The sequence below is a fragment of the Actibacterium mucosum KCTC 23349 genome (assembly GCF_000647975.1).
Lineage (GTDB): Bacteria > Pseudomonadota > Alphaproteobacteria > Rhodobacterales > Rhodobacteraceae > Actibacterium > Actibacterium mucosum.
On sequence record NZ_JFKE01000004.1, the window covers coordinates 408872 to 435536 of the forward strand.

Sequence of the window (26665 nt, forward strand, 5' to 3'; positions counted from 1 at the left end):
GGGATGGCAGCCCGAAAAAATCATGCATTGAGACCTTTTGCCACCTTTTGACAGGTTGATTTCGTTAGCGCTAACGGATAGGGATGCGCGCGAAGGCCAAGCCCACACAGCCACAGCGAAAGCTACGATCATGCCCCTGAATTCCACCGTCCAGTCGGTCACTGACAGAATCATCAATCGTTCCAAGGACAGCCGCCAAGCCTATTTGGACCGCATGGCACGCGCCGCCGACCAGGGCCCCGCACGGGCGCACCTGACCTGCGGCAACCAGGCCCATGCCTATGCCGCAATGGGGCAGGACAAAGACACGCTGTTGGCCGAACGCGCGCCCAACCTGGGCATTGTGACGGCCTATAATGACATGCTGTCGGCGCATCAGCCTTATGAAACTTACCCGCAGGTCATCAAAGCCGCCGCGCGCGCCCAAGGCGCCACTGCACAGGTTGCCGGCGGCGTGCCGGCCATGTGTGACGGGGTCACGCAAGGCCAGAAAGGCATGGAGCTGAGCCTGTTCTCGCGCGATGTGATCGCCATGGCCGCCGCCGTGGGCCTGTCGCACAACACGTTTGATGCGGCGGTGTTCCTGGGTGTCTGCGACAAAATCGTGCCGGGGCTGGTGATGGCCGCGGCCAGTTTCGGCCACATCCCAACGGTGTTCATCCCAGCCGGCCCGATGACCAGCGGCCTGTCGAATGACGAGAAAACCGCCGTGCGCAAGAAATTCGCCACAGGCGAGGTGGGCCGCGACGAGTTGATGAAGGCCGAGATGGCCAGCTATCACGGTCCGGGCACCTGCACTTTTTACGGCACCGCCAACACCAACCAGATGCTGATGGAGTTCATGGGGCTGCACCTGCCCGGGGCCTCGTTCATCACCCCCGGCACGCCGCTGCGCGAGGCGCTGACCACGGCGGCCGCCGAACGCGCGCTGGCGATCACCGCCTTGGGCAATGATTTCCGCCCCGCCAGCCAAATCCTTGACGAACGCACCTTCGTGAACGGCATCGTGGGGCTGATGGCAACGGGTGGGTCGACGAACCTGGTGCTGCACCTGCCCGCAATGGCGCGCGCGGCGGGGATCCAGCTGGATATCGACGATTTCTCGGACCTGTCCTCGGTCGTGCCGCTGATGGCCAAGGTTTATCCGAACGGTCTTGCCGATGTGAACCATTTCCACGCCGCCGGCGGGCTGGGCTTTATGATTGGCGAGCTGTTGGAGGCCGGGTTGCTGCACCCCGACACGGTGACGGTGGCCGGCGACGGTTTGGCCCGTTACGCGCAGGAACCCAAGCTGAAAGACGGCGCCTTGACCTGGGAGGATGGCGCCGCCGAATCCCAGAACGACAAGATCCTGCGCTCGGCATCAAACGGGTTTGCCACCACCGGCGGGTTGAAAAGCCTGGACGGCAACCTTGGCCGCGGGGTGATCAAAGCCTCGGCCGTGGCGCCCGAATTGCAGGTGATCGAGGCTCCGGTGCGCGTCTTCCCCGGCCAGCAAGAGGTCAAGGACGCCTTCCGCAACGGCGAATTCACCGAAGACACAATCGTCGTGGTGCGCTTTCAGGGCCCGTCGGCCAATGGCATGCCGGAACTGCACGGGCTGACGCCCACCTTGTCGGTGCTGCTGGACCGTGGGCTGAAAGTGGCGCTGGTCACCGATGGCCGCATGTCGGGCGCTTCGGGCAAAGTGCCTGCGGCGATCCATGTCTGCCCCGAAGCGGCCCAGGGCGGCCCGCTGGCCCGCCTGCGCGACGGTGACATGGTACGGCTGGACGCCACCACCGGCACTCTGGACGTGCTGACGGCTGATTTCGACAACCGCCTGCCGGAAACCGCCGACCTGAGCGCCAACCAGGCCGGCATCGGCCGCGAACTGTTCGAGAGCTTCCGCCAGAACGTTGGCCTGGCCACGGCGGGTGCATCGCCGCTGTTCTGACCCGGAACCCCAATCAATTCTGAACGGGTCGCAACAGTGCGGCCCGTTTTTTCTGCAGAATCGCGTCCAATGCGACGAACACTGAACTATGCGTGAATGGCGATTGCACGAACCAACGTCGACGACGGCCGCACCGCGAAGCACCCACGCCGGAAAAAGACACCGCGCTAAGCATTGAACAGTTTAGGTGGATGCACTTACCGCGACACGTTCCTTTAGAAATTTAAGCGCGCTATCAAAAGCTTGCGGATCGGAAAACAAAACACCGTGCCCGGCAACGAATACTTTGCAAACCGCGTTTGGCATTGCGTCGCCTAGGGCTTGTTGCGCGACAAGCGGGGCTTGCTGGTCGTGTTTGCCTGCGATCACCAGTGCGGGTGTTTGGATAGAGGCCACCAAATCCGTGCAGTCATGACCGCGCCGCGCTTCCAACAAACGGGCATAGCCTCCATTCTCGACAGATGGGTTGGCAAATTCCTTGTTGTATCCCAAGCGTTCGGACACTTTTTGAGAAAACGCCTGCGGGTCGGTTTCGGCCAACCGTGTATTTCGGGCGTCCTGTAGAAACAGTGTTGCTCTTGCGGCCTCTTCGTCGGGCAAGCTCAGAAGCTTTGAGATATCGTATGATTGGTGTTGCGGTCCGCCGGCTGTTGCGGCGGCGACAACCAATCGGGTCACGCGTTCAGGTGCCAACAAAGCCAGATGAAGCGCCGTCATGCCGCCGAAACTTTCGCCGATCACATGCGCGTCTGGCCAATCCAGCGCGTCCAACACGCTCAACGCATCTTTTGCATAATCCGCCATGCGCCAGGTTCCGGACGGGTGTTCAGTGCGCCCGATACCGCGCGGTTCGTAGGTGGCAAAGTCAAACTCTCGGATCAGTGCGGTGGACAGAAACCCCCGCTTTAGGCGCAGATCAAAATTTGACCCGCCCAGATACAGCACGCGCGGACGGTTCCGTGCAGGAGTATTGCGCAGAACATAGACGCTTAGTCGGGACGTCTTTAGCAGTCCTTCGGTACTCTGGTTGCTCACCCGACCGTCCCTTTTCGCATGCTACGCACCAGTGGCAAAAGCAGAGCCGCGACAGCAGCCAAACCAAGGACCAGCGCAATGGGGTGGCCCGTGAAGAAGGCCGGGAAACTGCCATCCGTCAGGATCAGCCCCTGTCGCAATGTCAGTTCAAGCGTGGGGCCAAGCACCATGCCGATGACCAGCGGCGCCATGGGAAATCCCTGCCGGCGCATCAGAAATCCAACGACCCCGGCGCCCCCCATCACCAGAAGGTCAAATGGATTCCCGCGCACGAAATAGATACCGACGACGCAAAGGATGACGATGGCCGTCATCATGAACGCCTCGCGGATGCGCAGGATCGGTGCCGCCACTCGCGACAGCAACATGCCCAATGGCAAAAGCAGCAAATTGATGATGAAAAAGCCCGCGAAAATCGCAGCGATCAGCGTCGGGTTGTCCTCGACCAGTTTCGGGCCGGGCGTGATCCCATGCAGCGTCAACGTGGCCAGCATGACGGCGGTGATTGCATCGCCAGGAATGCCAAGCGCCATCGTCGGCACCAGCGCACCACCGGTCACCGCGTTGTTGGCAGCCTCCGAAGATACAATTCCGTCCGGCTCGCCTTTGCCAAAACCACCTCCGTTCCGCGACGACCTGCGCCCCTCGGCGTAGGAAATGAAAGCTGCCGTGGCGGCTCCCGTGCCCGGCAAAACGCCAATGACATTGCCGATCGCCACGGATTTGGCCAGGTTCCTTACCCGACCCTTCCACATCTTCATGCGCGGCAGCACCACGCCGTTGAAACTGACCAATTCCGAAACCGTAGAGATCTGGTTGCTGGCACGGATGAAAACCTCGGACAACGCAAACACACCGATGACCACGGCCAGCAGGTTGAACCCTGCAAACAGCTGCCAGTTACCAAAGGTAAAACGCATTTCGCCAAGGATGGGGTCGCCGCCGACCGTTGACAGGAAAATGCCGATCATGCCCGCCAAAAGGCCCTTCACGACCGAACCAGTCGATACAGAGACGATGCATGTCATGCCCAACAGGATCAGGGAAAAGGTTTCGATCGGGCCAAACTCCAACGCCAGGGCGGCCAATTGCGGCGCGGCAAAGATCAGAACAACGGCCGAGACCAGCCCCCCGATAACCGATGCAACCGTTGCCCAGCCAAGCGCCAGACCGGCCTCGCCGCGTTGCGCCATGGGGTACCCATCAAGGCAGGTCGCCGCCGATTGCGGTGTCCCCGGCGTGTTGATCAGGATCGCCGCGATAGAACCGCCATAGACGGATCCGGCGTAGACTGCGAGCAACAGGATAATCGCCGGGGCCTGGCTCATTGTCAGGGTGAACGGCAGGATGATGGCAACCGCCACGGTCGAGCCGATACCCGGCATGGCGCCAAGGACAATGCCGAGGATCGTTCCGAGAGTAAGAACCAACAGCCCTTCGAGGCTGAGCAAAATGCTGATGGCTTCGGGCAAGGCAGAAAGCATGGGGCCTCAGAAAAGATAGGTGAAGCGGGAAGTTGGCAGGGGCATGCCGAGCGTGTGGTTGAACAAAACCACAAGCGCGCCCGGCACCAACAGGGCGAACAGGATCAACAGCCATGGACGGCGAATGCCGAACGCCAAAAGGCACACAATGGCAAACCCGACAGACGGCAGAAAGAACCCTTCCGATGCAACGACATTGGTGTAAATCAGAGCAGCCACAAGCACGACGGCCATACGTGGCCAGCTGTCGATTTTTGTCGTGCGTTCATCCGATCTGATCGACTGCAGCAACGCAATCAGGCCCAACCCCATCCACAGGATCAGGATGACCCTTGGAAAGAACATCGGCGACTGCGCGAGGTCGGCGGACGAGAATTGCTGACCGAAGGTCGAGGCAAAAAGCGCCACTGCCACGATCAGTAGGCCGATCTGCACCAGAACCCGCTCGTTGGTGACACGCTGCATCTCGTATTCCTCGTCTGCTGAGAAAAGACACCTGCAGCACAAGCCGCAGGTGTCGGTAATTGGCTCAGAGGCCCGCGGCTTCGATCAAGGTTGCATTCGCCGTGTATTGCGCACGGTAGAAAGCATCGAACTCTGCCGCGCCGCGATAGTTGATCACGGTGCCAGAGTTGGCCGCGAATTGCTGGAACCCATCCGAGGCCACCGCAGCCTCGCATGCCGCTTCCAATTTGGCCGTCACTTCCGGCTCAAGCCCGGCTGGGGCAAACAAACCACCCCACAGGTAAAGCTCGTTCAGTGGTGCTTCGATGCCCACTTCGGTGGCCGTTGGCACGTCGGGGAAGCTTTCGACACGCTCGTTGTTGAACACCATCAAGGGGCGGAAATCGCCACGCTTCATAAGCAATTCGGTGTCTCCAAAGAACTGGATATTGCCTGCGGTCAGCTCTTTGATCGCCGGTCCTGAACCTTGGAACGGCAGGTGCTTCATGTCATCGATAATGCCAAGACCGGCAAAGGCCGAAACCATTGTCAGATGCGTGATAGCACCGGGACCGGACGATCCGAAAACCAGCTCTCCGGGGGCGGCATTTACCGCGGCAATCACGTCATCCATGGATTGGTAGGGGCTGTCGTCGCTCACAAATAGCATGGTCGGCGATGCCGCGATCGAGCAGATGGGTGTCCAGCTGTCGATGCCATAGGGGACGTTTTTTATCTGAGGCTGAATGGTCGACACGGTCACCGACATATAAGCCAGCTGATAGCCGTCCGGCCGCTGCCCCTGCAGGGCAGACGCCGCAACCGTGCCGGATCCTCCTGCCATGTTCGATACAAAGGCGTTCGCGCCGATCGCCTCAGAGAAATGCGGCGCCAGGCCACGCAACAAAAGATCGGTACCCCCTCCAGCATTAAACGGTGCGATCAGGTTAATTGGGCGCTCTGGATAACCCTCGGCGGCAACACCGGATGCGGCAACGACGGCAACAGCAGCAGCCGTGGCAAATGTCTTGAGCTTCATGATTTCCTCCCTTTGAAGCCAACTGTTGGTAACGTTGTCATTTGATTGACAGCGTTGTCAATACGCTTTGTTATCGTTGTCATTGGAAACCCTATCGCTTATGCTGCCGATATGACCAACCCGTTGCCTCTAAAGTCCGAAAAGCCCTCCCGAACGACCCTGAGAGATGTTGCGATTCTTGCCGGGGTATCCGAAATCTCGGTCTCACGCGTTATGCGAAACGCGCCGAATATCTCGGATTCGCTCCGCGAAAAGGTGATGACCGCAGCAAATGCGCTCAGCTACACGCCCAACCGTGTGGCAGGCGCATTAAAGAACCAAACCAGCAATCTGGTGGCGGTGGTCCTGCCCTCGATGAGCAACGATGTCTTTCCGTCTGTACTGGATGGGATCGAGACGGTTCTGAACGAACACGGGCTGCATGCGGTGCTTGGCGTAAGTGAATATGATTCGGAACGAGAGCTTCGGGTGGTCCGAGAACTGCTATCATGGTCCCCGATGGGGATTATCTTAACCGGCCTGCATCATAGCGACCATATCCGTGGCATGATCGCGCAACTGGATATTCCGGTTGTGCAAATCATGGATGTGGAAGGTGACCCAATCGGGTCGGCGGTTGGCGTTTCGCACAGCGTGGCCGCGGTTGCGGCAGCGGATTACCTTCACGGCCGCGGTTATCAAAAGTTCGGATATATCGGCGCGTGGAGCGAACGCCCCGGACGTTCTCGTGCCAGAAGGTTGGCCTTTGAACGTCGGCTGGCCGAACTTGGTACGCCGCTGGTTGCATCTCATATTTCCAAGGATCGGTCATCGGCCATTGTTGGTTCGGAGGCGACGAAGGCACTTCTGTCCGCGCATCCCAACATCGATTGCCTTTTCTATGCGAATGATGACCTTGCACTGGGCGGACTGTTCCATGCAATGCGCGCGGGCATTGATGTGCCTGGCAAGCTTGGGCTGATGGGATTCAACGGCATAGAAATTGGCAAGGCAACGCCTTTGCCGTTGACCAGCATCGAAACCCCACGTTTCGAAATGGGTGAAGAGGCCGCACGATTGCTTTTGTCGCAAAGCTCTGAAGGTTTCCGCGTTGTCGATTTGTCGTTCAAGCTGGTCGAAGGCGGAACGACCTGATCCGGTTTACAACGTTCCGCGCGAAGATCCTGGCCGCGATATGTGCGTACCCGACAACGGGAATTATTAAGCAGCTTCCTTTTCCCACACATTCTGAGTGACACGATTTTGCGGCTGGGGCGCAAAAGCTGCTAAAGTCACTCGTCCGCGCGGCCTTTGCCCAGGTGCTTGCGCAGCCGGGAGGGTGTGGATTTTTTCTTTCCCTTATAAGGGTTTGCATCCGACTGGCTGCGGAAGGTCAGGCGGATCGGGGTACCGGGCATGTCGAAATCTTCGCGCAAGCCGTTGACCAGATAGCGGCGATAGCTTTCGGGCAGTTTTTCGGGGTGCGAGGCCATCACGACAAAGCCCGGTGGGCGGGTTTTCACCTGGGTCATATAGCGCAACTTGATCCGGCGGCCACCCGGCGCGGGGGGCGGGTGCACCTCGAGCATCGCCGCCAGCCAGCGGTTCAGGCGCGCGGTAGACACGCGGCGGTTCCACACGTCATGGGCGCGCAAAACGGCGTCGTGCAGGCGGTCCATACCTCGGCCAGTCTTGGCCGAAACAGTGATCAGCGGAGCACCCCGTAACTGTGGCAACAGGCGGGTGAAACTCTCTTTCAGGTCTTTCAGCTTGGCCTGCTTTTCCGGTTCCATATCCCATTTGTTCACGGCCACAACAACCGCGCGGCCCTCGCGCTCGGCCAGATCGGCGATGCGCAGGTCTTGTTGTTCAAACGGGATCGAGGCATCCAGCAGAACCACCACAACCTCGGCAAAACGCACCGCGCGCAGGCCGTCGGCAACCGACAGCTTTTCAAGCTTTTCCTGCACCTTGGCGCGTTTGCGCATGCCAGCGGTGTCCCAGATGCGGACAGGAGTGCCAGACCAGCTGAACTGGGTCGAGATCGCGTCGCGGGTGATGCCGGCCTCGGGGCCCGTCAGCAGTTTATCTTCGCCCAACAACTGGTTGATCAGGGTTGATTTTCCTGCATTTGGCCGCCCAACAACAGCAACCTGCAGTGGCTTTGCCGCCGTAATGGGGCGTGGGGCGTCGTCATCCTCGTCTTCCGAGATGTCCAGATCGGTCTCAGGGGCCTCGGCGGCCACGGCTTCGGCGGCCTTGTCGAAGGCATCGGCCAGCGGTTGCAGGGCGGCGTAAAGATCCGTCATCCCCTCGCCATGTTCGGCCGAGATGCGCACCGGATCGCCCAGGCCCAGGCCCCATGCCTCGGCCACGCCGGCATCGGCGGCCGCGCCCTCGCCCTTGTTGGCGGCCAGCACCACGTGTTTGGCGCGGCGGCGCAGGATATCGGCAAAGATCTCGTCGGCGGGCAGGACGCCAGCGCGGGCATCGACCATGAACAGGCAGACATCGGCCATGTCCACCGCGCGTTCGGTCAGCGCGCGCATGCGACCGGGCAGCGAGGCGTCGTTGGCCTCTTCCAGACCGGCGGTATCAATCACGGTGAAGTTCAGGTCCCCCAGCCGCGCATCTCCTTCGCGCAAGTCGCGCGTCACGCCGGGCTGGTCGTCGACAAGCGCCAGTTTGCGCCCAACCAAACGGTTGAACAGCGTCGATTTCCCAACATTCGGACGGCCCACAAGGGCCAGCGTAAAGCTCATGATGGCCCCCGCAATGACAATGAAGCGCTGGCCTTACACCATCCTGCGCCTAGCGGAAAGCGTGAAGTTGGCCGTTCGTGGTGACCAGATACAGCGTACCGCCGGCAACAACCGGGTTCGACGCCGCGCCGCTGCGCAATTTGGTGGATTTCAGCAGGGTGCCGTCCTGCGGATCAAACTCGCGCAGCTGTCCGTCGTCGGACACCACGATCAGACGGCCACCGGCCAGGATCGGGCCGTAATGCGCAAAGACCGATTTGAGGCGACGTGGGCGTTCTTTAACGAAGTAAGGCAGTTCAAAGCCCCAGACGCGTTCACCGGTTTCCGCATCAAGCCGCACAAGCTCGGCCTGATCGGTGACAAGAAATACCGAGTTTCCGGCGGGAACAACTGGGCTGTAGGCCCCCTCTTCGGCGGTCCAAAGGCGTTGGCCGCCGCTGGCGGTGACGGCCACGGTACGCCCGGACTGTGTGCCAGCATAGACGCGATCACCGGTAAAGACCGGATCACCAGAAAGGTCCGACACTGAAGTGTAAGCGGTGCCGCGACGTTGGCCGCTGATGGGCGAGGCCCAAACACGCACACCGCTTTTCTTAAGGGCTGCAACAAGTTCCGACGAGCTCAGAGGAAAAACAGCCACGCGGTCGGTCACTACGGGTGCCGCCCCACCAATCAGCCCCGATGGCGACGGTGTACCCGGCAATTGCCACCGAATGCGCCCGGTTTCGGCGTCCAGCGCCCAGGCGCGGTTATCACGGGAAACGGTGTAAACCAGACCGTCGGCGAAGGTAGGTGGACCGGCAACAGCCGAGTCGGTGTCTTGCACCCAAAGCTCGGCGCCCGTAGCAGCATCCAAAGCGACCAGCGAGCCGAAGCCGGTCGTGGCATAGACGCGGCCATCCCCAAAGGCCAAGCCACCGCCTGATGCATCGGCATTGCGTTCCGAACCCGGAGTCAGATCAGCACTCCAAAGCGCCGCACCGGCTGTGCTGTGTGCTTTGACCTGGCTGCGGGAATCCAGCGTAAAGACGCGACCATCAGCGACAACCGGGTCCGCAGAAAGTCGGTGTTTGCGGCTGTCACCCGACCCGATATTGGCGGACCACAGCTGTGTCAGATTGCCACCAAGCGCCGGATTCAAAACAAAATGTGCAGAATTCCCACCCTTTTGGGTCCAATCTGCGTTGGCCGTTTCGGTGGGAATTTCGAATTCTGGTATCTCGGCTGCAGCTTCTTCGACGGTTGCGTCCAGCGGCTCATCGCCTTCGGCCAATTCACCAACCGAAGCAAACGCCCGTACTTCCAGCCGCTCGCCTTCCAATGGTCTTTCGCGATTACCGCACGCCCCGAGAATGGCAAGCACCGCTATCACACTGATTGTCCGAGATAGTGTCACCGCTACTTGTCCCTCTGGCTTTCGGTTTGTCTAGGAAGACCGTTAAAGTTCCCCGCCAAGCGCCACAATCAACTGTGTGGCCCGCTGACGCAAGCCCGATGTCGTTTCAGCGTCGGCCAGAAGGTTCTGAAGGCGACTAATCGCCGCCTCGGTCTCACCTGCTTCGATATCGATCAGGGCCAGCTGTTCCTCGGCCAAAAGGCGGAAACTGCTGCCAGATGCCAGCGGCTCAAGCAACGCGCGGCGTTCCTCGATTGACGCCTCAGCCTCCAGGGCCAGCGCCAGCTTCAGGGCGGCCAATTGCCGGAACGGCTGTGCGACATTTGCATCGTCTGCGATCGAACGCAGCGCCGTCGCAGCGGCCGCCGAATCTTCACTGGCCAATTGTTCCGCTGCGGCCAACAGTTTTACAACCACCGAACCCGGCATATCTGTTGTGTCGATAGCCGCCAGAGCCGCGGCACGCTCTTGCGACGTTTCCTGCCCCAAAGCCGCGTTCACAGCATCACCCAAAGCCTGCGCAGCGGCATCAGCGCGCGCTGTCCGCCACTCGTTGTAAGCCGTGCCACCAACCAGAATCAGAACAACCGCAACAGCGATCCAGCCATAGCGGCGCAGCATCGCAAACAGGCGGTCGCGGCGGACCTCTTCGGTGACTTCGTCAATGAAACTGTCAGGATTGCTCATATGCCCCTCGCTGCCCCTCTTTTCGGGGTTGATCCCGCCTCTCTTAACGCAGGGCGCGGCAATTTGCCAAGCCCTTGTCAGCAGGGCGATAGCCTAGGCTTGAACCCTGTGGACGAGCGCCCTATTTTAAACTGGTCGGTTCAGTCTGGTTCGCGCGCGCGCCGGATCGGTTGATTTTGCCGGGTCGCCGACAACAGGATTGAGGGAACTATGCGAATTATTTCTTTTGGCATTGCCGCCTTGGTGGCGATTGGTTTGTACCTGATGGTGATCGAACGGGACCGGGTTCTGGACTTTGCAGGGCGCGCGCAAACCGTAACGCCTGTGGATTCCGAAGACGCGGCGGCGGAACCCGCGGAAACGCCGACCGCAGAAACTCCTGTCCAGGAAGGTGTCGCAGTGATCGCCGTACATTCCGAAGCGCGCCCAATTGACAGCCTCGTGCGGCTGCGCGGTCAGACCGAAGCCGCGCGACAGGTTATTCTGGCGGCCGAAACCTCGGGGCGGATCGCCTCGGAGCCGTTGCGAAAGGGGCGGTTCATCGAGGAAGGCGAAGCCGTTTGCGAGATTGCCCCCGGCACGCGTCAGGTGACCCGGAACGAGATGCTTGCGCGTTTGGCCGAGGCCGAGGCCCGGCTGCCCGAAGCCCGCGCCCGATTGATTGAGGCCGAGGCGTCTGTTCCCGCCGCTTTGGCGCGGATCGGCGAGGCCGAGGCGCGTGTGCCTGAAGCGACCGCTCGATTGGCCGAAGCACAGGCAAGTGTCATCACCGCTCAGGCCCGTCTGCGCGAGGCCAACACGGGTGTCCCGACGTCCGAGGCTCGGCTGATCGAAGCACAAGCCAGCCTGCCCACCGCCGAGGCGCGCCTGAAAGAGGCGCTGGCCAATGTGCCGGCCGCCGAGGCGCGACTGGCCGAAGCCCGCGCCAATGTCCCCGCCGCCGAGGCGCGTCTGCGCGAGGCCGAGGCCCGCGTGCCCGCCGCCGCCGCGCGGCTGGTCGAGGCGCAATCGCGCCTGCCCGAATCCGCCGCCCGCCTGGTTGAGGCCGAGGCGCGCGTTACCGAGGCCTCGATCAACCTGAACGCCGCTGAGCAGCTTGCCAGCGGCGGTTTCGCAGCCGACACCCGCGTCGCCGCGGCCCGTACCGGTTGGGAGGCCGCGCAGGCCGGGGTGAAATCGGCACAATCGGCGCAAGAGGCTGCCCGGTCGGGGATCGAGAATGCGCAATCCGATCTGGAAGGGACCGCCGCCTTGATCGAAACAACCCGCGCGCAGGTCGAAAGCGCGCGCGCCGCCGTGCAATCGGCGTTGGGCGCGGTCGAAGGGTCCAAGGCACAGGTTCAGGCCGCCAAGGGTCAGGTCGAAAGCGCGCGCGCGCTGATTCAAACCGCCAAGGGACAGGTTGAAAGCGCAGGTGCGCAGATCCAGGCCGCCATGGGCCAGGTTGAAAGCGCCAAGGCCGCCGTTCAGTCCGCGCGTTCGCAGCTGGAGGCAGCAGAGGCCGGCGTGATCTCGGCAAGTTCGGGGCTGGAAAGCGCACATGCGGGTGTTCAATCCGCTAAATCGGGTGTCGCAAATGCCCAGGCAGGCATTCAATCAGCCGAGGCCGCCGTCGCCACAGCCGACAAGGAAATTGAGCGTCTGGTTATTCACGCACCGTTTGGTGGCGTGCTAGAGGCCGACACCGCCGAGCTGGGCGCGTTACTGCAGCCCGGCGCGGTATGTGCTACGATCCTGCAACTTGATCCGATCAAGCTGGTCGGGTTTGTTCCGGAAACCGAGATCGACAAGGTTACGATCGGCGCGCAAGCCGGCGCGCGGCTGGCCACAGGTGCCGAAGTTATCGGCAACGTCACCTTCATCGGACGTTCGGCTGACGCTGCCACCCGCACATTCCGTATTGAAGTTGAAATCCCCAATCCTGATTACTCCATCCGTGATGGACAGACCGTGGAAATGGTGGTCTCGTCTGGCAAGGCCAAGGCGCATTTGCTGCCACAGTCTGCCCTGACGCTAGACGACAACGGCAATCTGGGGGTGCGTGTCGTGGACGCGGCCAGCATGGCGGCCTTTACCCCCGTGCAGGTATTGCGTGACAGCGTCGACGGGATTTGGCTGGACGGGCTGCCAGAAAAGGCCGACGTCATCATCATCGGTCAGGAATACGTTATCTCTGGGGTGCCGGTTCGCCCCTCGTTTGAAGGGCTGAGCGAATGACAGGTATCATTGATTGGGCGGGCAACCATGCCCGCATGGTCATCGCGTTCATCGTGATGTCGATCACCGCCGGGGCATTCGCCTATGTGGGCCTGCCTAAGGAGGGTGAGCCTGACATCGAGATCCCGGCGATCTTCATCTCGGTCCCTTTCCCTGGTATCTCGGCCTCGGATGCGGAAAAGCTGATCGTGAAGCCGATCGAGACCGAAATGGCCGATCTGGACGGGTTGAAAACCATGTCCGGCACCGCGCAAGAGAACTATGCCGGTGTCGCGCTGGAGTTTGAGTTCGGCTGGGACAAAACCAAGATCATCGCCGACATTCGCGATGCGATGAACACGGCCGAAGCAGATTTCCCGGCAGGTGCCGAGAAGTATTCGATCAACGAAATCAACTTCTCAGAATTCCCGATTATCGTTGTGAACATGTCGGGCCAACTGCCTGAACGAACCTTGGTGAATGTCGCCAAAGATTTGCAGGACCGCCTGGAGGCTCTGGACGCTGTGCTTGAGGCCGGGTTGGCCGGCCATCGCGACGAGATGGTTGAGGTGTTGATCGATCCCCTGCGGCTGGAGGCCTACAACGTCACGGCTGCCGAATTGATCAACGTCGTGGTGCAGAACAACCAGCTGATCGCCGCCGACCAGGTCGAAACACCGGGCGGCGCGTTTGCGGTTAAGATACCGTCCTCATTCGACGAAACGCAGGACATTTATAACCTGCCTGTGAAAACCAATGGCGACAGGGTAGTGACGCTGGGTGATCTGGCCGAGATCCGCCTGACCTTCGAAGACCGCGCCGGCACCGCCCGGTTCAACGGGGAAAACACCGTGGCCTTGCAGGTGGTCAAACGCAAGGGTTTCAACATCATCGACACCTCGCAACTGATCAAGGACACGGTCGAAGAAGCGCGTGCCGAGTGGCCTGAGGAGCTGCGCGAGGCGATCACCGTGGGTACCTCGCTGGACCAGTCGCGCACAATTGCGTCGATGGTGTCGCAGCTTGAAGGCTCGGTCCTGACGGCGATTGCGCTGGTGATGATCGTGGTGCTGGCCTTTCTTGGTACCCGCTCGGCGCTGCTGGTTGGATTTGCGATTCCGACGTCGTTCCTGCTGTGTTTCGTGCTGCTTGGGCTGATGGGGATCGCGATTTCGAACATCGTGATGTTCGGGCTGATCCTGGCGGTTGGTATGCTGGTGGATGGCGCCATTGTTGTGGTCGAATACGCCGACCGGCGGATCAAAGAGGGCACAGGCCCGATGACCGCCTTTACAGATGCCGCCAAACGCATGTTCTGGCCGGTTGTCAGCTCCACCGCGACAACGCTTTGCGCATTTCTACCCATGCTGTTCTGGCCGGGCGTTCCGGGCCAGTTCATGGGTATGCTGCCGGTGACACTGATCTTCGTGCTTAGCGCCTCGTTGATTGTTGCGTTGATCTATCTGCCGGTTATGGGCGGCGTCTTTGGACGGTTCAGCCGTGCGCTGGATAATGCTGCCTCTGTTCTGCGCCCGTTGCCCTGGGCCGTGCGCGCCGTGCTTGTACCAATCACGGTCTTCGTTTCCTACCAAGGCCTGATGCAGATGCTGAACCCCGCCCGGATGATGGGGGACGAAGCCGGAGCTGCGGGTGTCATTCTTGGGGCACTGCTGTTCTTTATCGGTGCATCAACATCTTCCGTGACAATGACCGCCGCGTCTATCACGCGCGATCGCAAACGCATCCGCGCCGGATATCGCCGCACGCCCTTTGGTCACTTTATCAAGCTGATTGCAGGCAACCCGGTCATGCCCGTGGCAACCATCGCGGCCGTCGTCTTCTTCGTCGTCAGCGTCTTTGGTTACTTTAGTCAGAACAACAATGGCGTTGAGTTCTTTGTGGAATCCGAGCCCGAGCAGGCCATCATCTATGTCCGCGCCCGCGGCAACCTGTCTTTGGATCAGCAGGACGCGCTGGTCAAAGCTGCTGAACGCATTGCACTGGACCATCCCGGGATCGACAACGCGTTTTCTTTTGCAGGCAGTGGCGGGCTGAACAACAACACCGGTGGTGCGGAACCGCCGCTGGACACAATCGGCCAGGTGCAACTGGAACTGGTGCAATGGGAAAAACGGCCTGAGGTTTCGGTGCCGTGGTTCACCATCCCGGTTCTGGGTGTGACCGTGCCGCGCAGCGTCAAAGACCCCGAATGGGACGGCGACAAGGTGCTGGAGGATATCCGCGCCGATCTGAAATCGCTGCCCGGCGTCAAGACCGAGATCCTGAACCTGGCCCAGGGGCCGGCCTCGGCCAAGCCGGTGCATCTGCGCATCAAGGGTGAGAACTGGCAGGACCTGCTGGACGTCACCGCCGACGCCCGCGCGCAATTCGAAGCCACGCCCGGTCTGAAAGATATCGAAGACACCCTGCCCCTGCCCGGCATCGACTGGCAGATCGACGTGGATGTCGAGAAAGCCGGCCGGTACGGCGCCGACGTGGTGACCGTGGGCGGCATGGTGCAGCTGGTCACGCGCGGGCTGTTGCTGGACACGATGCGTGTCGACAGCTCGGACGAAGAGATCGAAATCCGCGTTCGCCTGCCCGAGGAAGACCGTGTGCTCAGCACGCTGGACGACCTGAAGGTGCGCACGCCGGACGGCTTGGTACCGCTTTCGAATTTCGTCACTCGCCAGCCGGTCGAGCAACTGGGCCGGATCACGCGGGTAGATCAGAAACGCTATTTCGATGTGAAGGCAGCGGTCACGGAAAACCTTGTGTCCTTGCAACGTGTTGTCGAAGGTGAAGCACCAGAGCGGTTGGCGGTTTTGCAGGCTGTTGAAGACGACGACCTGGCCCAGCTCACCGATACGGCCGACAAGAACTACGTTATCTTCAACGATCTGACGGGCCTTGGCGTTGACGGTCTGTCTGAGGCAATCAACAACGGTGCGCAAACTGTACCGGTGAACCCGAATGACCGGATCGCCGTTGTCACCGAATGGCTGGAAGCCACCGACCTGCCCGCCGGCGTCAGCTGGGAGTGGACGGGCGACCAAGAGGACCAAGAGGAAAGCGGACAGTTCCTGATGACCGCCTTTGCGGGCGCACTGGCCCTGATGTTCGTGATCCTGCTGGCGCAGTTCAACAGCTTTTACAACGCGGTGCTGGTTTTACTTGCGGTGATTTTGTCCACCACCGGTGTGCTGATCGGCATGCTGGTGATGAACCAACCGTTCTCGATCATCATGACGGGCACGGGCATCGTGGCGCTTGCCGGGATCGTGGTGAACAACAATATCGTTCTGATCGACACGTATCAGGAGTTCAGCCGATATATGCCGCGGATCGAGGCGATCATCCGCACGGCCGAGCAGCGTATTCGACCAGTGTTGCTCACCACCATCACAACGATGGCGGGCTTGGCCTCCATGATGTACGGCCTCAGCTTTGATTTCTTTGCCGGCGGCTATTCAATCGACAGCCCCACCGCATTGTGGTGGAAACAGCTGGCCACCGCCGTTGTGTTCGGCCTGGGCATTGCGACGGTCCTGACACTTGTCTTTACCCCGTCGATGCTGGCCCTGCGGGTGTGGGCGGTTACCTATCTGCACCTGCTGGCCCGTGTTCTGGCGCGCCTTTCGATGGGCCGCACGAGCCAAGCCGCACGCGACTGGGCCCTGCGTCGGTCTGCCCGGCGTACCGCCGCGCCTGAAATCATCTGGGCCGATGGCTTGGACATCTATGAACCGGGTGTGAAAGGGATGACCACTTCCGACCCCAACGACCGGCGACCGAAAACGGTAGACCTGGACACAGGTTCAGTCGACGAAACAAAAAAACCGGGTTCGCCCCTGCGCGCGGCAGAGTAGTTTCTGCGATTGCGAAAGCGCGCAAAGCTCTGCGCATCAACGCACGGATAATCACATTCAGTTGTGATCCCGTGCGTTGAACCGCAGGAAGTTATCCCCATATCGGTATCACAGGACGACAAGGCGACACGCCGCCCTGTAAAGCAAACTAGTGACACCACAACTCTAAAGGATAGGCCATGACCCGTATCATGCTTATTGCGTCCGTGCTCGCACTGACCTCCGGCCTGCCTGCAGCCGCAGACACAGCCCACAGTGTCCGTCACGACGCAGATACCGCAAAAGGGGAAACCCTCAGCTGGACGCTTTCTGGCAAGTTCAATTCGAACACCGATCGCGCCCAAGCCATCTTCGACCTGATCGAAGCTCAAAGCGACTAATCAGGCTCTCGCCTGACCGATGACATTTCAGCCGCCGCCGGCAACATGCCGTGTGGCGGCTTTCATATTTTGGGGCGATGGTTTTTCTTGCGCGCTTAAGAGACCGGCAATACCCTGCAAACAGGGCTGACCCGGCCCTCCTCCTCCGAACAGGGAAAGCGATAATCGCGTGGGGTTTGATTACGTATCGGAGCATCCCTTTGGACGGGGTCCAGTGCTGACGGAGGACGCACAGATCGCCCCGGCAAGGAGACGCATCCATGTCGCTTTCATCCCCGATTTTCGCCCTGAAACGTGAGGCTCGTCAAATTGGGCGTCGCCAAAACATGCCACTGCACGCGGCGTTAAACGCTGTGGCCCGTCGCGAAGGCTATCGCAGTTGGTCGCATCTTTCAGACAATCAAAAAGCCACTGATCCGCTGTGGACGCTTTTGAACACAACCGGCGATGGCGGGTTATTCCTGCTGGGTGGAAGACCGGGTCACGGGAAAACTCTGCTGGCACTGCGCCTGCTGGATCAGGCGGCCCGCAACAGCGGCAATGCCACGTTCTTCACACTGGACTATTCCGTGCCGCAAGTATCCAACCGGTTGGAACCTCTGGGCCTTGCCACACCACCACGCTTTGACATGGATGTCTCCGACAACATCACGGCGGCCTACGTTGCGGAACAAATGGACGCACAAGGCGGGCCATCCGTGGGTGTAATTGATTACCTGCAAGTGCTGGATCAAAACCGAAGCACCCCTCCGCTGGCCAACCAGGTACGTGAGTTGGCAAATCACGTTGCCAGAACCCGCGACACAATTGTCGTGTTGTCACAGGTCGATCGGCAGTTCGACGCCAAGAATTCGACCATGCCAACCCCCGAGGATATCCGCCAACCCAACCCGTTTGACCTGCAAGCGTTTGACGCAATCGTGCTGCTGCATAACGACCAGGTGCAAGTGTTCAAGCAGGGTTAGGCTGCGGCATCATCCTCGGCCTGCTGGCGGTGCCACAGTGCGCCATAGCGCCCATTGGCCGCCAGCAGTTCGGCATGGGTGCCGCGCTCGGCCACCACGCCCTCGTGCAGCACCACGATCTCGTCGGCTTCGACAATGGTCGACAACCGGTGCGCAATGGACAGAACCGTGCGGCCCTGGCCCATCGCAGCCAGTTCGTGCTGAATCTCGGCCTCGGTCTCGCTGTCCAGCGCGCTGGTGGCCTCGTCCAGCAACAGGATGGCGGGGTTTTTCAGAATGGTGCGGGCAATGCCGACGCGTTGCTTTTCACCACCCGACAGTTTCAGCCCGCGCTCGCCCACCTTGGTATCAAAACCGTCGGGCAAGCCTTGGACAAAATCGTAAATCTTAGCGGCCTTCGCGGCCTCTTCGACTTCGGCCCGCGTCGCTTCCGGGCGGCCATAGGCGATGTTGTAATAGATCGTATCGTTGAACAGCACCGTGTCCTGCGGCACCACGCCGATGGCGGCGTGCAGGCTGTCTTGCGTCACATCGCGCACATCCTGCTCGTCGATCAGCAGCGCACCATTGCCCACGTCGTAGAACCGGAACAACAGCCGCCCGATGGTGGATTTGCCCGAACCCGACGCGCCCACCAGGGCCACCGACCCACCCGCCGGCACCGAGATCGACACGCCTTTCAGGATCGGCCGCGCGTCATCATAGCCAAAGACCACATCCCGCAATTCCACCGCGCCGCCTTTGACAGCCAGCGCGCCGGCGTCGGGTTTGTCTTGAACCTCGGCCGGCTGGGCCAGCAGGTCGAACATCTCGCCCATATCCACCAGGCTTTGCCGGATCTCGCGGTAGACGGTGCCCAAAAAATTCAGCGGCTGCGTGATCTGCAACATGTAGGCGTTGACCATCACGAAATCGCCCACCGTCAAGTCACCAGCCTGCACACCCTGCGCAGCCATGACCATCACCGCGATCAGGCCGCCGGTGATCAGCGCCGCCTGGCCGAAATTCAGCAGCGCCAGCGAATATGACGTCCGAATAGCGGCGGCTTCATAGCCCTCCATTGCACTGTCATACCGTTCGGCCTCACGCTTTTCGGCCCCGAAATATTTAACCGTTTCAAAGTTCAGCAGGCTGTCGATGGCTTTCTGGTTCGCATCGGTGTCCAGATCGTTCATCTGCCGACGGATCTTTACCCGCCATTCGGTCACCGAAAAGGTAAAGCGGACATAAAGGATCACCGTGACCGCCACGACCGCCAGATACCAGACGTCAAAAAGCACAAAAAAGATCACTGCGACCATCGCCAGTTCCAGGATCAACGGCCCGATCGAGAACAACAAAAAGCGCAGCAGGAACTCTACACCCTTCACACCGCGCTCGATAATCCGGCTGAGACCTCCGGTTTTGCGGGTGATGTGATAGCGCATCGACAAGCGGTGGATATGGGTAAAGGTCTGCAATGCCAATTGCCGTAACGCCCGCTGCGCCACCTTGGCAAAGATCGCGTCGCGCAGCTGTTGAAACCCCGAGGTCATGAGCCGTGCCACACCATAGGCCACGGTCAAACCAACGGCCCCCATGCCCAGCATCCAAGCCGCATCCGTTGTTCCTTGCCCGGTCAACGCGTCCACGGCGGCCTTGTAAACCAACGGCATGGCCACCGTGACAGCCTTGGCCAGAAACAGTGCAATCATTGCCAGAACCACGCGGCGTTTTACCCAAGGCATATGGGCAGGCCACAGGTAGGGCGCGACCTTACGCAAAGTGCGCACAGCGCGCCCGCGTTCCAGAGTTGAGATATCGGCAGTGGTCGGGCGGCGGGGCGACATGGCCTCTCCTTTTAGGTCAGTTCTTCGCAGCTAGGCGCAGTGCCGCCAGAAGGTCAACCACCCTGCAGCCGCCAGGGTGGGAAACGGCGATCGGGCCCTGCGTTGAACAGGCATAATTCGTGCCCGTCAGGATCGCGAAATCGCGCCTCCGCCCAACGCCAATTCTGTGCGGTAGGCGGGGTATCAAAAACAATGCCATTTCCGGTCAGTTCGGCGTGTCGGGCCGCCAGATCGGCCACCTCGAAATACAACACCGTTCCGCCGACGCGCGGGTGTGCTGCGTGGTGCAGCGAAAACGTGGTGCTGCCGATGGGCATTTCGAAGCGGGCATAGCGGTCTTTGGCCCGCACAATCAAGTGCAGGCCGATTTTTCGATAAAATTCAATGCTTTGATCAAGGTCACTGACCTCGATCGTGATCTGGTTCAAATCCATGTTGCGCCTCGGAATAGAAAACGATGCGCGACGGTCTACACCCTCAAGTTCGGTTGAGGTCAATCGGTAATCTATTCGGCCCCAGGCACGCGGAAGATTTGCCCCGGATAGATCAGGTCAGGGTCGCGGATTTGCGCCTTGTTGGCTTCGTAAACCGCCACGTATTGCACCCCATCCCCATAGTTTTCACGCGCAATCGCCCACAGCGTAAAGCCCGGCTGCACCGTTACAACGGCCACGCCAGATTGGTTCGGGCGCGCCTTCAAAGCATTGGCAGCCGCCAAGGCGGCGGGTTCTTCCCGTTTGAATGGCGTCTCAAATCGCGAAGTCACGTCACCTTCGCCATTCAGTTGATCCACCCGCAATGTATAAAGGCCAGGCGCAATATCGCTGCTCTTGCTGGACCAACGGCCATCCAGACCAATCTCTTCGGTCGCCAGTGCCTTGTTGTTCAGATAAAGGCGTACGAAATTCTCGGCTGCACCCCGGCCGGTCAGGTTCACACCGCCGTCCTCGGAATACGAGATTGCATCGACAACCACTTCCTGAACAATCTCACGCGCGGTTGCATTGCCCGCCTGTGGCAACACCCGCACGCCGGATTTGTCGGCGATAATGACCGACGGGCCCCGTTCGGGCACGGTCTCGGCAGGTGCATTGGTTGGGGCACTAGGCGCTTCAGCGACCACGGCGGGGGCAGCTTCTGGCGCTTCTTGTGCGGCTTGCGCCGGGTCCGCTGCGACGGTTTCAACCTCGTCGGGGACTGCGGGCTGATCAACTGCGGTTTCCGGCGCTGCGGGTGCTTCGGCAACAGCTTGGGGGGCGTTGGGCTCCACCACTTCCTCGGCAACTTGCGCAGGATCTTCTACCGGTGCCGGGGTCGTATCCGGCTGAACCGTTTCGTCGCGGACCACCTGTTCGACCGGAGTTTCCGGGGTATTTGCCGTTTCAGAAACCGGAGATTCGGCAGCAGGCACGGCGGTCGCTACTTGCGGCGCGTCCGCCTCTGGCGCGGCTTGTTCGCCTTGCGGAGGCTCGGCCGGCGCGGTCGCCACTCTCGGATCCGCGGTTACGTCGCCGGTGCCGGGGTTATCTGGTGCCCCGGAAGTGCCAGGTTTCGATGTCGCGCCAGTCGGGCCACCTGCAACGGGAACCTGACCCGGCTGCGCCTCTGGTGGTACGGCCGCGGTTTCATCCGGAACGGTGTCGGTTGCATTGGGCGCTGTGCCGTCAGGCAATTCGGCAACGATGACCTCCTCTGCCGGGGTTTCTTCGGCGGGAACCTCCGTTGCTGGGGCTTCTTCAACGGGAGCTTCGTCTGCTGGGGCTTCGTCTGCAGGGGCTTCTTCAACGGGAGTTTCCGCTTGCGCTATGGCTTCCGGTTCTGCGGCGGTTTCCACTTCGGGAACGGGTTCCACTTCAGCAGGGGCTTCGGCAACAACGACCGGTGCGACACCCTCGATAATCACGAAAGATTCGGATTGAATCACGTCCCCTGCCTTTGTCGACATCGACAAGGTAAGCAGGCGCGGCTCGGGGCTGGGCAGCAGGTCGAACAGGGCAACAAATTTGCCGGCACGATCCGCAGGTGTCTCGAAAACGCCATTGCCGTCTACCAAGATTTCCACAAGCGCTTCGGGTTCGGCGGCGCCCGCAACCAAGGCATCGCCGTCGGGTTCGATCCGCACCACGTCAAAAGTCGGCGCAACTGGCTGCGGCGGTTCTTCGGCAACCTCTGGCTCGGCCTCTTGTTCCGGCTCTGTCTGGGCAGTTTCAGGTTCTGCCGGAGCGGCCGGCTCTGCGGCGGGTGCAGGCTCGGACACCGGCGGTGCCACGACCACCTCTTCTGGTTGCGGGCGCATCTGATACAGGCCATAGCCCAAAGCGCCCGCCGCAGCGACCGCAACGGCACCAACCGCAACTTGCCCAGTTGTTCCGAGATTTGCCAAAAACTTCATATATTACATCCCCTTGCACACCCGATCCCCTCGGGCCCGCTTGCGGGACCATATCAACACCGCTATCAGGGGTCCAGAACCCCCGGTTAAGAGGCCAAAATGCCTGATCAAATGCTCTCGATTTGCGTGTTTTGTGGCTCACGCGCAGGTAATCGCCCGGAATATGGAACCGACGCCGATGATTTGGGTCGCGCATTGGCAGCCGCGGGGATGCGCCTTGTCTACGGCGCCGGCGATGTCGGCCTGATGGGCCGCGTGGCACGCGCCGCCCAACAGGCCGGCGGCAACACCTTTGGGGTGATTCCGGTGCACCTGTTCAAAAAAGAGGTTGGCAAACGCGACCTTTCGACCTTTGTCGTCACCGAGAACATGCATGAGCGCAAGAAGGTCATGTACATGAACTCGGACGCGATTGTCATGTTGCCCGGTGGTGCCGGCTCATTGGACGAGTTCTTTGAAGTGCTGACATGGCGCCAACTGGGCCTGCATAACAAGCCGATCCTGTTGATGAATACACAAGGATATTGGGATCCGCTGCTGGCGCTGATGGATCACTATATAAACGAAGGCTTTGCCGAGGCAGATATGCGCGGCTTCGTTCAGGAATTCGCAACCGTCCCTGAGCTCATGACGGCCTTGAAGGCCACATGACACCCGCTGTTTGCCTGCGGATCGAAAACCAAAGGTGATGTGAGGGGCCACAACCCCTCACACCGAAATTCGCTTACAGGCGCGAGGCCACGTTTTCCCAGTTCACCAGTTTGTCGAGGAAGTTCGACAGATAAGCCGGGCGCTTGTTGCGGAAGTCGATGTAGTAGGAATGCTCCCACACGTCGCAGCCCAACAGTGCGGTCTGACCAAAGCACAGCGGGTTCACGCCATTTTCGGTCTTGGTCACTTTCAGGCTGCCATCGGCGTCTTTCACCAGCCAGCACCAGCCCGAGCCAAACTGACCGGCGCCTGCAGCGGAAAATTCCTGCTTGAATGCGTCAACCGAACCAAAGCTTTCGGTGATGGCAGCTTCCAGCTCGCCGGGCATTGCGTTGCCATCCGGGCCCATCATCTCCCAGAACTGAACGTGGTTCCAGTGCTGCGAGGCGTTATTGAAAATGCCGTTCTGGGCAACAGCGCCGGCCTGGTAAGTGCCGGTGATGATGTCTTCCAGCGCGGCGTTTTCCCACTCGGTGCCCGCGATCAGCTTGTTGCCATTGTCCACATAGGCCTTGTGGTGCAGGTCGTGGTGAAATTCCAGCGTTTCAGCCGACATGCCGGCATCGGCCAGCGCATCATGGGCGTAGGGAAGATCGGGAAGTTCAAAAGCCATGTCGGGGCTCCCTGTTCGTCTGAAGGTTACGCAGGATAACTGCGGTGCCGGGGGCGGCGCGTCAAGCCCTATGGGCCCGCCATAAGCGATCCCCGGCCCAGAACCACACGAAAATGCGACCTCTGGCCGCCGTGCGCCCTCTTTCGTTGCGTTGCGAAAAAGCATAGACCAAGGCGACAAGGAAAGCGGAGCGCGCATGGAATTCTGGCTGGTGGCAACAGGTTTGGTGGCAATCGTGGCGATCAGCCTGATCGTGGCGCTGATGCGGGGCCGCCCCGTGGGCACCGATACTGCGCCCGACATGCAGGTTTACAAAGACCAACTGTCCGAGATTCAGCGCGATCTTGATCGTGGTGTGCTGAACGAGACCGAAGCCGAACGCACCCGGGTCGAAATCGCGCGCCGTGCACTGGAGGCAGACAAGGCCGCGCAAGCAATGTCGGCAGGGGCCGCCCTGCCCCGTCCCGTGACACTGGGCCTGTCGGTGCTGGTCTTGATGGTGTTAATCGGCGGCACCGGGGCTGTGTACTGGCAACTTGGCGCACCGGGCTATGCGGACCTGCCCCTTGAGATTCGCAAAGCGTCGGCAGAAGAACGCCGTGCGACACGCATGAGCCAGGCCGAGGCCGAAGCGCAGTTGCCTCCGGCCCCGCTGATCACCCCCGAGGACCCTGATACTGCTGCGCTGATCAAACAGTTGCGCGACGTAGTCGCCGAACGTCCCGATGACGAACGTGGCCTGACCTTGCTGGCCGGTTACGAGGGCTGGTTGGGGAATTTCAAAGCGGCCTACACCGCAATTGGTCAGGTGATCCTTATCCGTGGAGACGAGGCCCAGGCCGAAGACTATGTCGCCCTGACCGAGATGATGGTGCAGGCCGCGGGTGGCTATGTCTCGCCCGAGGCTGAGGCCGCGATAGAACAGGTGCTGGCGCGCGACCCGAATAACGGCGCGGCCCGTTATTTTCTTGGCCTGATGTACGCGCAGAACGACCGTCCGGATGTCGCCTTTCGGCTGTGGCGTATTCTGCTGAACGAAAGCACGCCACAGGCCCCATGGTATCCGGTGCTGATCTCGGAGTTGCCTGGCCTGGCCGAAGCTGCAGGGGCGCGTTTCACCCCGCCGCAAGAGGCAAGCTCTGCTCCTGGGCCGTCTGCCGAAGATATGGCCGCCGCAGCCGAGATGGCCCCCGAAGATCGCGAGGCGATGATCCGCGGAATGGTGGAAGGTCTGGCCGATGAGTTGGCCACACAGGGCGGCCCAGCGGACAAATGGGCACGCCTTATCCGTGCCTTGGGTGTTCTGGGGGAGACCGATCGTGCGCAGGCAATTTACGAAGAGGCCCTGAGTGTATTTGCCGGTCAGGACTCAGATATTGGTCAGTTGACCACGGCGGCCCAGTCCATCGGACTCGCCGAATGAACGTGTATGAGACTGCCGAAGACTTTCTGGCCGCCCTGCCCCCCACCGGCGCATTGATGGGGTTGGATCTGGGTACAAAGACCATCGGGGTTGCGGTCTCGGACGGGCTGCGTGGGGTTGCGACCCCGTTGGAAACCGTCAAACGCAAGAAATTTGGCGTTGATGCCGCGCGATTGCTGGACATTGCCATGGATCGCACTGTTACGGGTGTTGTATTGGGCCTGCCGCGCAACATGGACGGCTCGGAAGGTCCTCGGTGCCAATCAACCCGCGCCTTTGCGCGCAACCTGTCGGGCCTGACCGATCTGCCCATCGGGTTCTGGGATGAACGCCTCTCCACCGTCGCCGCCGAACGCGCCTTGCTTGAGGCCGACACATCGCGCCGCCGCCGCGCCGAGGTGATCGACCACGTGGCGGCCGGTTACATCCTGCAAGGCGTGCTGGACCGCGCCCGCCATATCGGGGCCGCCCAATGACCGACGAGATCTGGAAGCGCGACGAAATCGCCTCGCCCTGTGTCAACCTGTGCACCATCCACCCCGCCGAACGGATTTGCATAGGATGTTATCGGTCGATCGACGAGATCACCGAATGGTCGCGCTACACGCCCGAAAGACGCGCGGAACTGATGGAAGAACTGCCCAACCGCGCCAGCCGCCTTAAAAAACGCCGCGGCGGGCGCAAGGGGCGTTAGGCGGCCAAAAGCTCGCGCAGCATGTTCAGCGCCACCAGCATCAAAAACAGAGCAAAGACCCGGCGCAGCGGCTTTGGATCCATCGCATGGGCCAGTTTTGCGCCCAGTGGCGCGGTGATCAGTGTCATCGAGATCACGATCAGGAAGGCCGGAATGTTGACCGCGCCGATGGTTAGCGGCGGGCGCATCTCGGCCGGGATATCGACCAGCAAGAACCCCAGAACCGACGGCACCGCCAGCACCACCCCAAACCCCGCCGCCGTCGCCACGGCCCGGTGGATCGGATAGGCGCACAGCGTCATGGTGGGCACCGCCAACGAGCCGCCGCCGATGCCCAAGAGCACCGACAACAGGCCGATGGCGGTTGAGACCCCCCACCGCACGCCACCGCCCGGCATCGCCGATGCCAGCCGCCAATTGGGGTTGCCAAACGCCATATAGAGGCCGATCACAATGCCCAGCGTGCCAAACAACGCCTGCAACGCCGAACTGTCCAGCCGCGTGGCCACGGCCACCCCCAGCAGCGCCCCGATCACGATACCCGGCGACCAGCGGCGCAGTACGTCCCAATCCACCGCGCCTTTGCGGTTGTGGCTCATCACCGACCGCAGCGAGGTCACGATGATCGTGGCCAATGACGTGGCCAGGCAGATCTGCATCACGTAATCGCCGCCATAGCCCAGCGCGCTGAACGTATAGAAAAACGCGGGCACCAGAACGATACCGCCCCCAACTCCCAACAGTCCAGCAAGCACCCCGGCGAAGGCGCCGATGGCCAGCATAATGGCAACGATTGGCAGTAGGGTCGTCAATTCCGGCATCTGGGCCTCC

General features: G+C 60.8%; 22 protein-coding genes. 10 read left to right on the forward strand and 12 right to left on the reverse strand.

Annotation, left to right across the window (positions count from 1 at the left end):
* Positions 1-130: 130 nt before the first annotated feature.
* Positions 131-1936 (forward strand): phosphogluconate dehydratase, encoded by a 1806-nt coding sequence (gene edd, locus ACMU_RS11295; protein WP_035259517.1) that lies wholly within the window; start codon positions 131-133, stop codon positions 1934-1936.
* A gap of 183 nt (positions 1937-2119) precedes the next feature.
* On the opposite strand, the gene ACMU_RS11300 is transcribed toward edd, so the two are convergent.
* From ACMU_RS11300 to ACMU_RS11315, 4 genes are all read right to left on the reverse strand, one after another.
* A complete protein-coding gene (locus ACMU_RS11300; protein ID WP_081805501.1) occupies positions 2120-2971 on the reverse strand; it encodes an alpha/beta fold hydrolase in 852 nt (283 codons plus the stop codon).
* Positions 2968-4455, reverse strand: coding sequence for a tripartite tricarboxylate transporter permease (locus tag ACMU_RS11305; protein ID WP_035259520.1), 1488 nt, complete (start codon positions 4453-4455; stop codon positions 2968-2970). Before ACMU_RS11305 ends, ACMU_RS11300 begins: the two co-directional genes overlap by 4 nt.
* Before the next feature lie 6 nt (positions 4456-4461).
* A complete protein-coding gene (locus ACMU_RS11310; RefSeq protein WP_051588284.1) occupies positions 4462-4920 on the reverse strand; it encodes a tripartite tricarboxylate transporter TctB family protein in 459 nt (152 codons plus the stop codon).
* Positions 4921-4984: 64 nt separating this feature from the next.
* On the reverse strand, positions 4985-5938 hold the full coding sequence (locus tag ACMU_RS11315) for a tripartite tricarboxylate transporter substrate binding protein (protein ID WP_035259521.1): 954 nt from the start codon (positions 5936-5938) through the stop codon (positions 4985-4987).
* 45 nt (positions 5939-5983) lie between these two features.
* Here ACMU_RS11315 and ACMU_RS11320 point away from each other — a divergent pair, with 45 nt between their 5' ends.
* Positions 5984-7072: a LacI family DNA-binding transcriptional regulator gene (locus ACMU_RS11320; RefSeq protein WP_152544592.1), complete on the forward strand. Its 1089-nt coding sequence runs from the start codon at positions 5984-5986 to the stop codon at positions 7070-7072.
* 137 nt (positions 7073-7209) lie between these two features.
* On the opposite strand, the gene der is transcribed toward ACMU_RS11320, so the two are convergent.
* The 3 genes from der to ACMU_RS11335 form a co-directional block, all read right to left on the reverse strand.
* The gene (der, locus tag ACMU_RS11325) at positions 7210-8679 is read right to left on the reverse strand and encodes a ribosome biogenesis GTPase Der (RefSeq protein ID WP_035259524.1); all 1470 of its coding nucleotides are present in this window, start codon (positions 8677-8679) and stop codon (positions 7210-7212) included.
* Positions 8680-8728: 49 nt separating this feature from the next.
* A complete protein-coding gene (locus ACMU_RS11330) occupies positions 8729-10051 on the reverse strand; it encodes a PQQ-like beta-propeller repeat protein (protein ID WP_236626240.1) in 1323 nt (440 codons plus the stop codon).
* 66 nt (positions 10052-10117) lie between these two features.
* Positions 10118-10762 (reverse strand): tetratricopeptide repeat protein, encoded by a 645-nt coding sequence (locus ACMU_RS11335; RefSeq protein ID WP_035259527.1) that lies wholly within the window; start codon positions 10760-10762, stop codon positions 10118-10120.
* 210 nt (positions 10763-10972) lie between these two features.
* Between ACMU_RS11335 and ACMU_RS18810 the strand changes: the two genes are divergently transcribed.
* The 4 genes from ACMU_RS18810 to ACMU_RS11355 all read left to right on the forward strand — a co-directional run bounded on the left by ACMU_RS18810 (position 10973) and on the right by ACMU_RS11355 (position 18172).
* Complete coding sequence (locus ACMU_RS18810) at positions 10973-12979, forward strand: efflux RND transporter periplasmic adaptor subunit (protein WP_051588285.1); 2007 nt, start codon at positions 10973-10975, stop codon at positions 12977-12979.
* The gene (locus ACMU_RS11345; RefSeq protein WP_081805502.1) at positions 12976-16827 is read left to right on the forward strand and encodes an efflux RND transporter permease subunit; all 3852 of its coding nucleotides are present in this window, start codon (positions 12976-12978) and stop codon (positions 16825-16827) included. The genes ACMU_RS18810 and ACMU_RS11345 overlap by 4 nt, the downstream gene beginning before the upstream one ends.
* Positions 16828-17006: 179 nt before the next feature.
* On the forward strand, positions 17007-17207 hold the full coding sequence (locus ACMU_RS11350) for a hypothetical protein (RefSeq protein ID WP_035259528.1): 201 nt from the start codon (positions 17007-17009) through the stop codon (positions 17205-17207).
* Between the two features lie 260 nt (positions 17208-17467).
* Complete coding sequence (locus ACMU_RS11355) at positions 17468-18172, forward strand: DNA helicase (protein ID WP_035259530.1); 705 nt, start codon at positions 17468-17470, stop codon at positions 18170-18172.
* Here the strand turns inward: ACMU_RS11355 and ACMU_RS11360 are convergent.
* The 3 genes from ACMU_RS11360 to ACMU_RS18815 form a co-directional block, all read right to left on the reverse strand.
* Positions 18169-20001, reverse strand: coding sequence for an ABCB family ABC transporter ATP-binding protein/permease (locus tag ACMU_RS11360; RefSeq protein WP_035259531.1), 1833 nt, complete (start codon positions 19999-20001; stop codon positions 18169-18171). The two genes, ACMU_RS11355 and ACMU_RS11360, sit on opposite strands and share 4 nt — an antisense overlap.
* Before the next feature lie 53 nt (positions 20002-20054).
* Positions 20055-20435, reverse strand: a complete 381-nt coding sequence (locus tag ACMU_RS11365; RefSeq protein ID WP_035259532.1) for a VOC family protein — start codon at positions 20433-20435, stop codon at positions 20055-20057.
* Between the two features lie 71 nt (positions 20436-20506).
* Complete coding sequence (locus ACMU_RS18815; RefSeq protein WP_051588287.1) at positions 20507-22393, reverse strand: LysM peptidoglycan-binding domain-containing protein; 1887 nt, start codon at positions 22391-22393, stop codon at positions 20507-20509.
* Between the two features lie 99 nt (positions 22394-22492).
* On the opposite strand from ACMU_RS18815, the gene ACMU_RS11375 reads away from it, so the two are divergent.
* Entirely contained in the window at positions 22493-23044 is a 552-nt protein-coding gene (locus tag ACMU_RS11375; RefSeq protein ID WP_236626241.1) for an LOG family protein, read from the forward strand.
* 73 nt (positions 23045-23117) lie between these two features.
* Here ACMU_RS11375 and ACMU_RS11380 read toward each other — a convergent pair whose 3' ends face one another.
* Complete coding sequence (locus tag ACMU_RS11380) at positions 23118-23717, reverse strand: superoxide dismutase (RefSeq protein ID WP_035259535.1); 600 nt, start codon at positions 23715-23717, stop codon at positions 23118-23120.
* A gap of 196 nt (positions 23718-23913) precedes the next feature.
* Between ACMU_RS11380 and ccmI the strand changes: the two genes are divergently transcribed.
* Genes ccmI through ACMU_RS11395 form a run of 3 tightly spaced genes read left to right on the forward strand, consistent with a single transcriptional unit; the run spans position 23914 to position 25834 of the window.
* On the forward strand, positions 23914-25140 hold the full coding sequence (gene ccmI, locus ACMU_RS11385; protein ID WP_035259846.1) for a c-type cytochrome biogenesis protein CcmI: 1227 nt from the start codon (positions 23914-23916) through the stop codon (positions 25138-25140).
* Positions 25137-25616, forward strand: a complete 480-nt coding sequence (ruvX, locus tag ACMU_RS11390; protein ID WP_035259536.1) for a Holliday junction resolvase RuvX — start codon at positions 25137-25139, stop codon at positions 25614-25616. Before ccmI ends, ruvX begins: the two co-directional genes overlap by 4 nt.
* Complete coding sequence (locus tag ACMU_RS11395; RefSeq protein WP_035259537.1) at positions 25613-25834, forward strand: DUF1289 domain-containing protein; 222 nt, start codon at positions 25613-25615, stop codon at positions 25832-25834. Before ruvX ends, ACMU_RS11395 begins: the two co-directional genes overlap by 4 nt.
* Here the strand turns inward: ACMU_RS11395 and ACMU_RS11400 are convergent.
* Positions 25831-26655, reverse strand: a complete 825-nt coding sequence (locus ACMU_RS11400; RefSeq protein ID WP_035259538.1) for a sulfite exporter TauE/SafE family protein — start codon at positions 26653-26655, stop codon at positions 25831-25833. The two genes, ACMU_RS11395 and ACMU_RS11400, sit on opposite strands and share 4 nt — an antisense overlap.
* Positions 26656-26665: the final 10 nt, after the last annotated feature.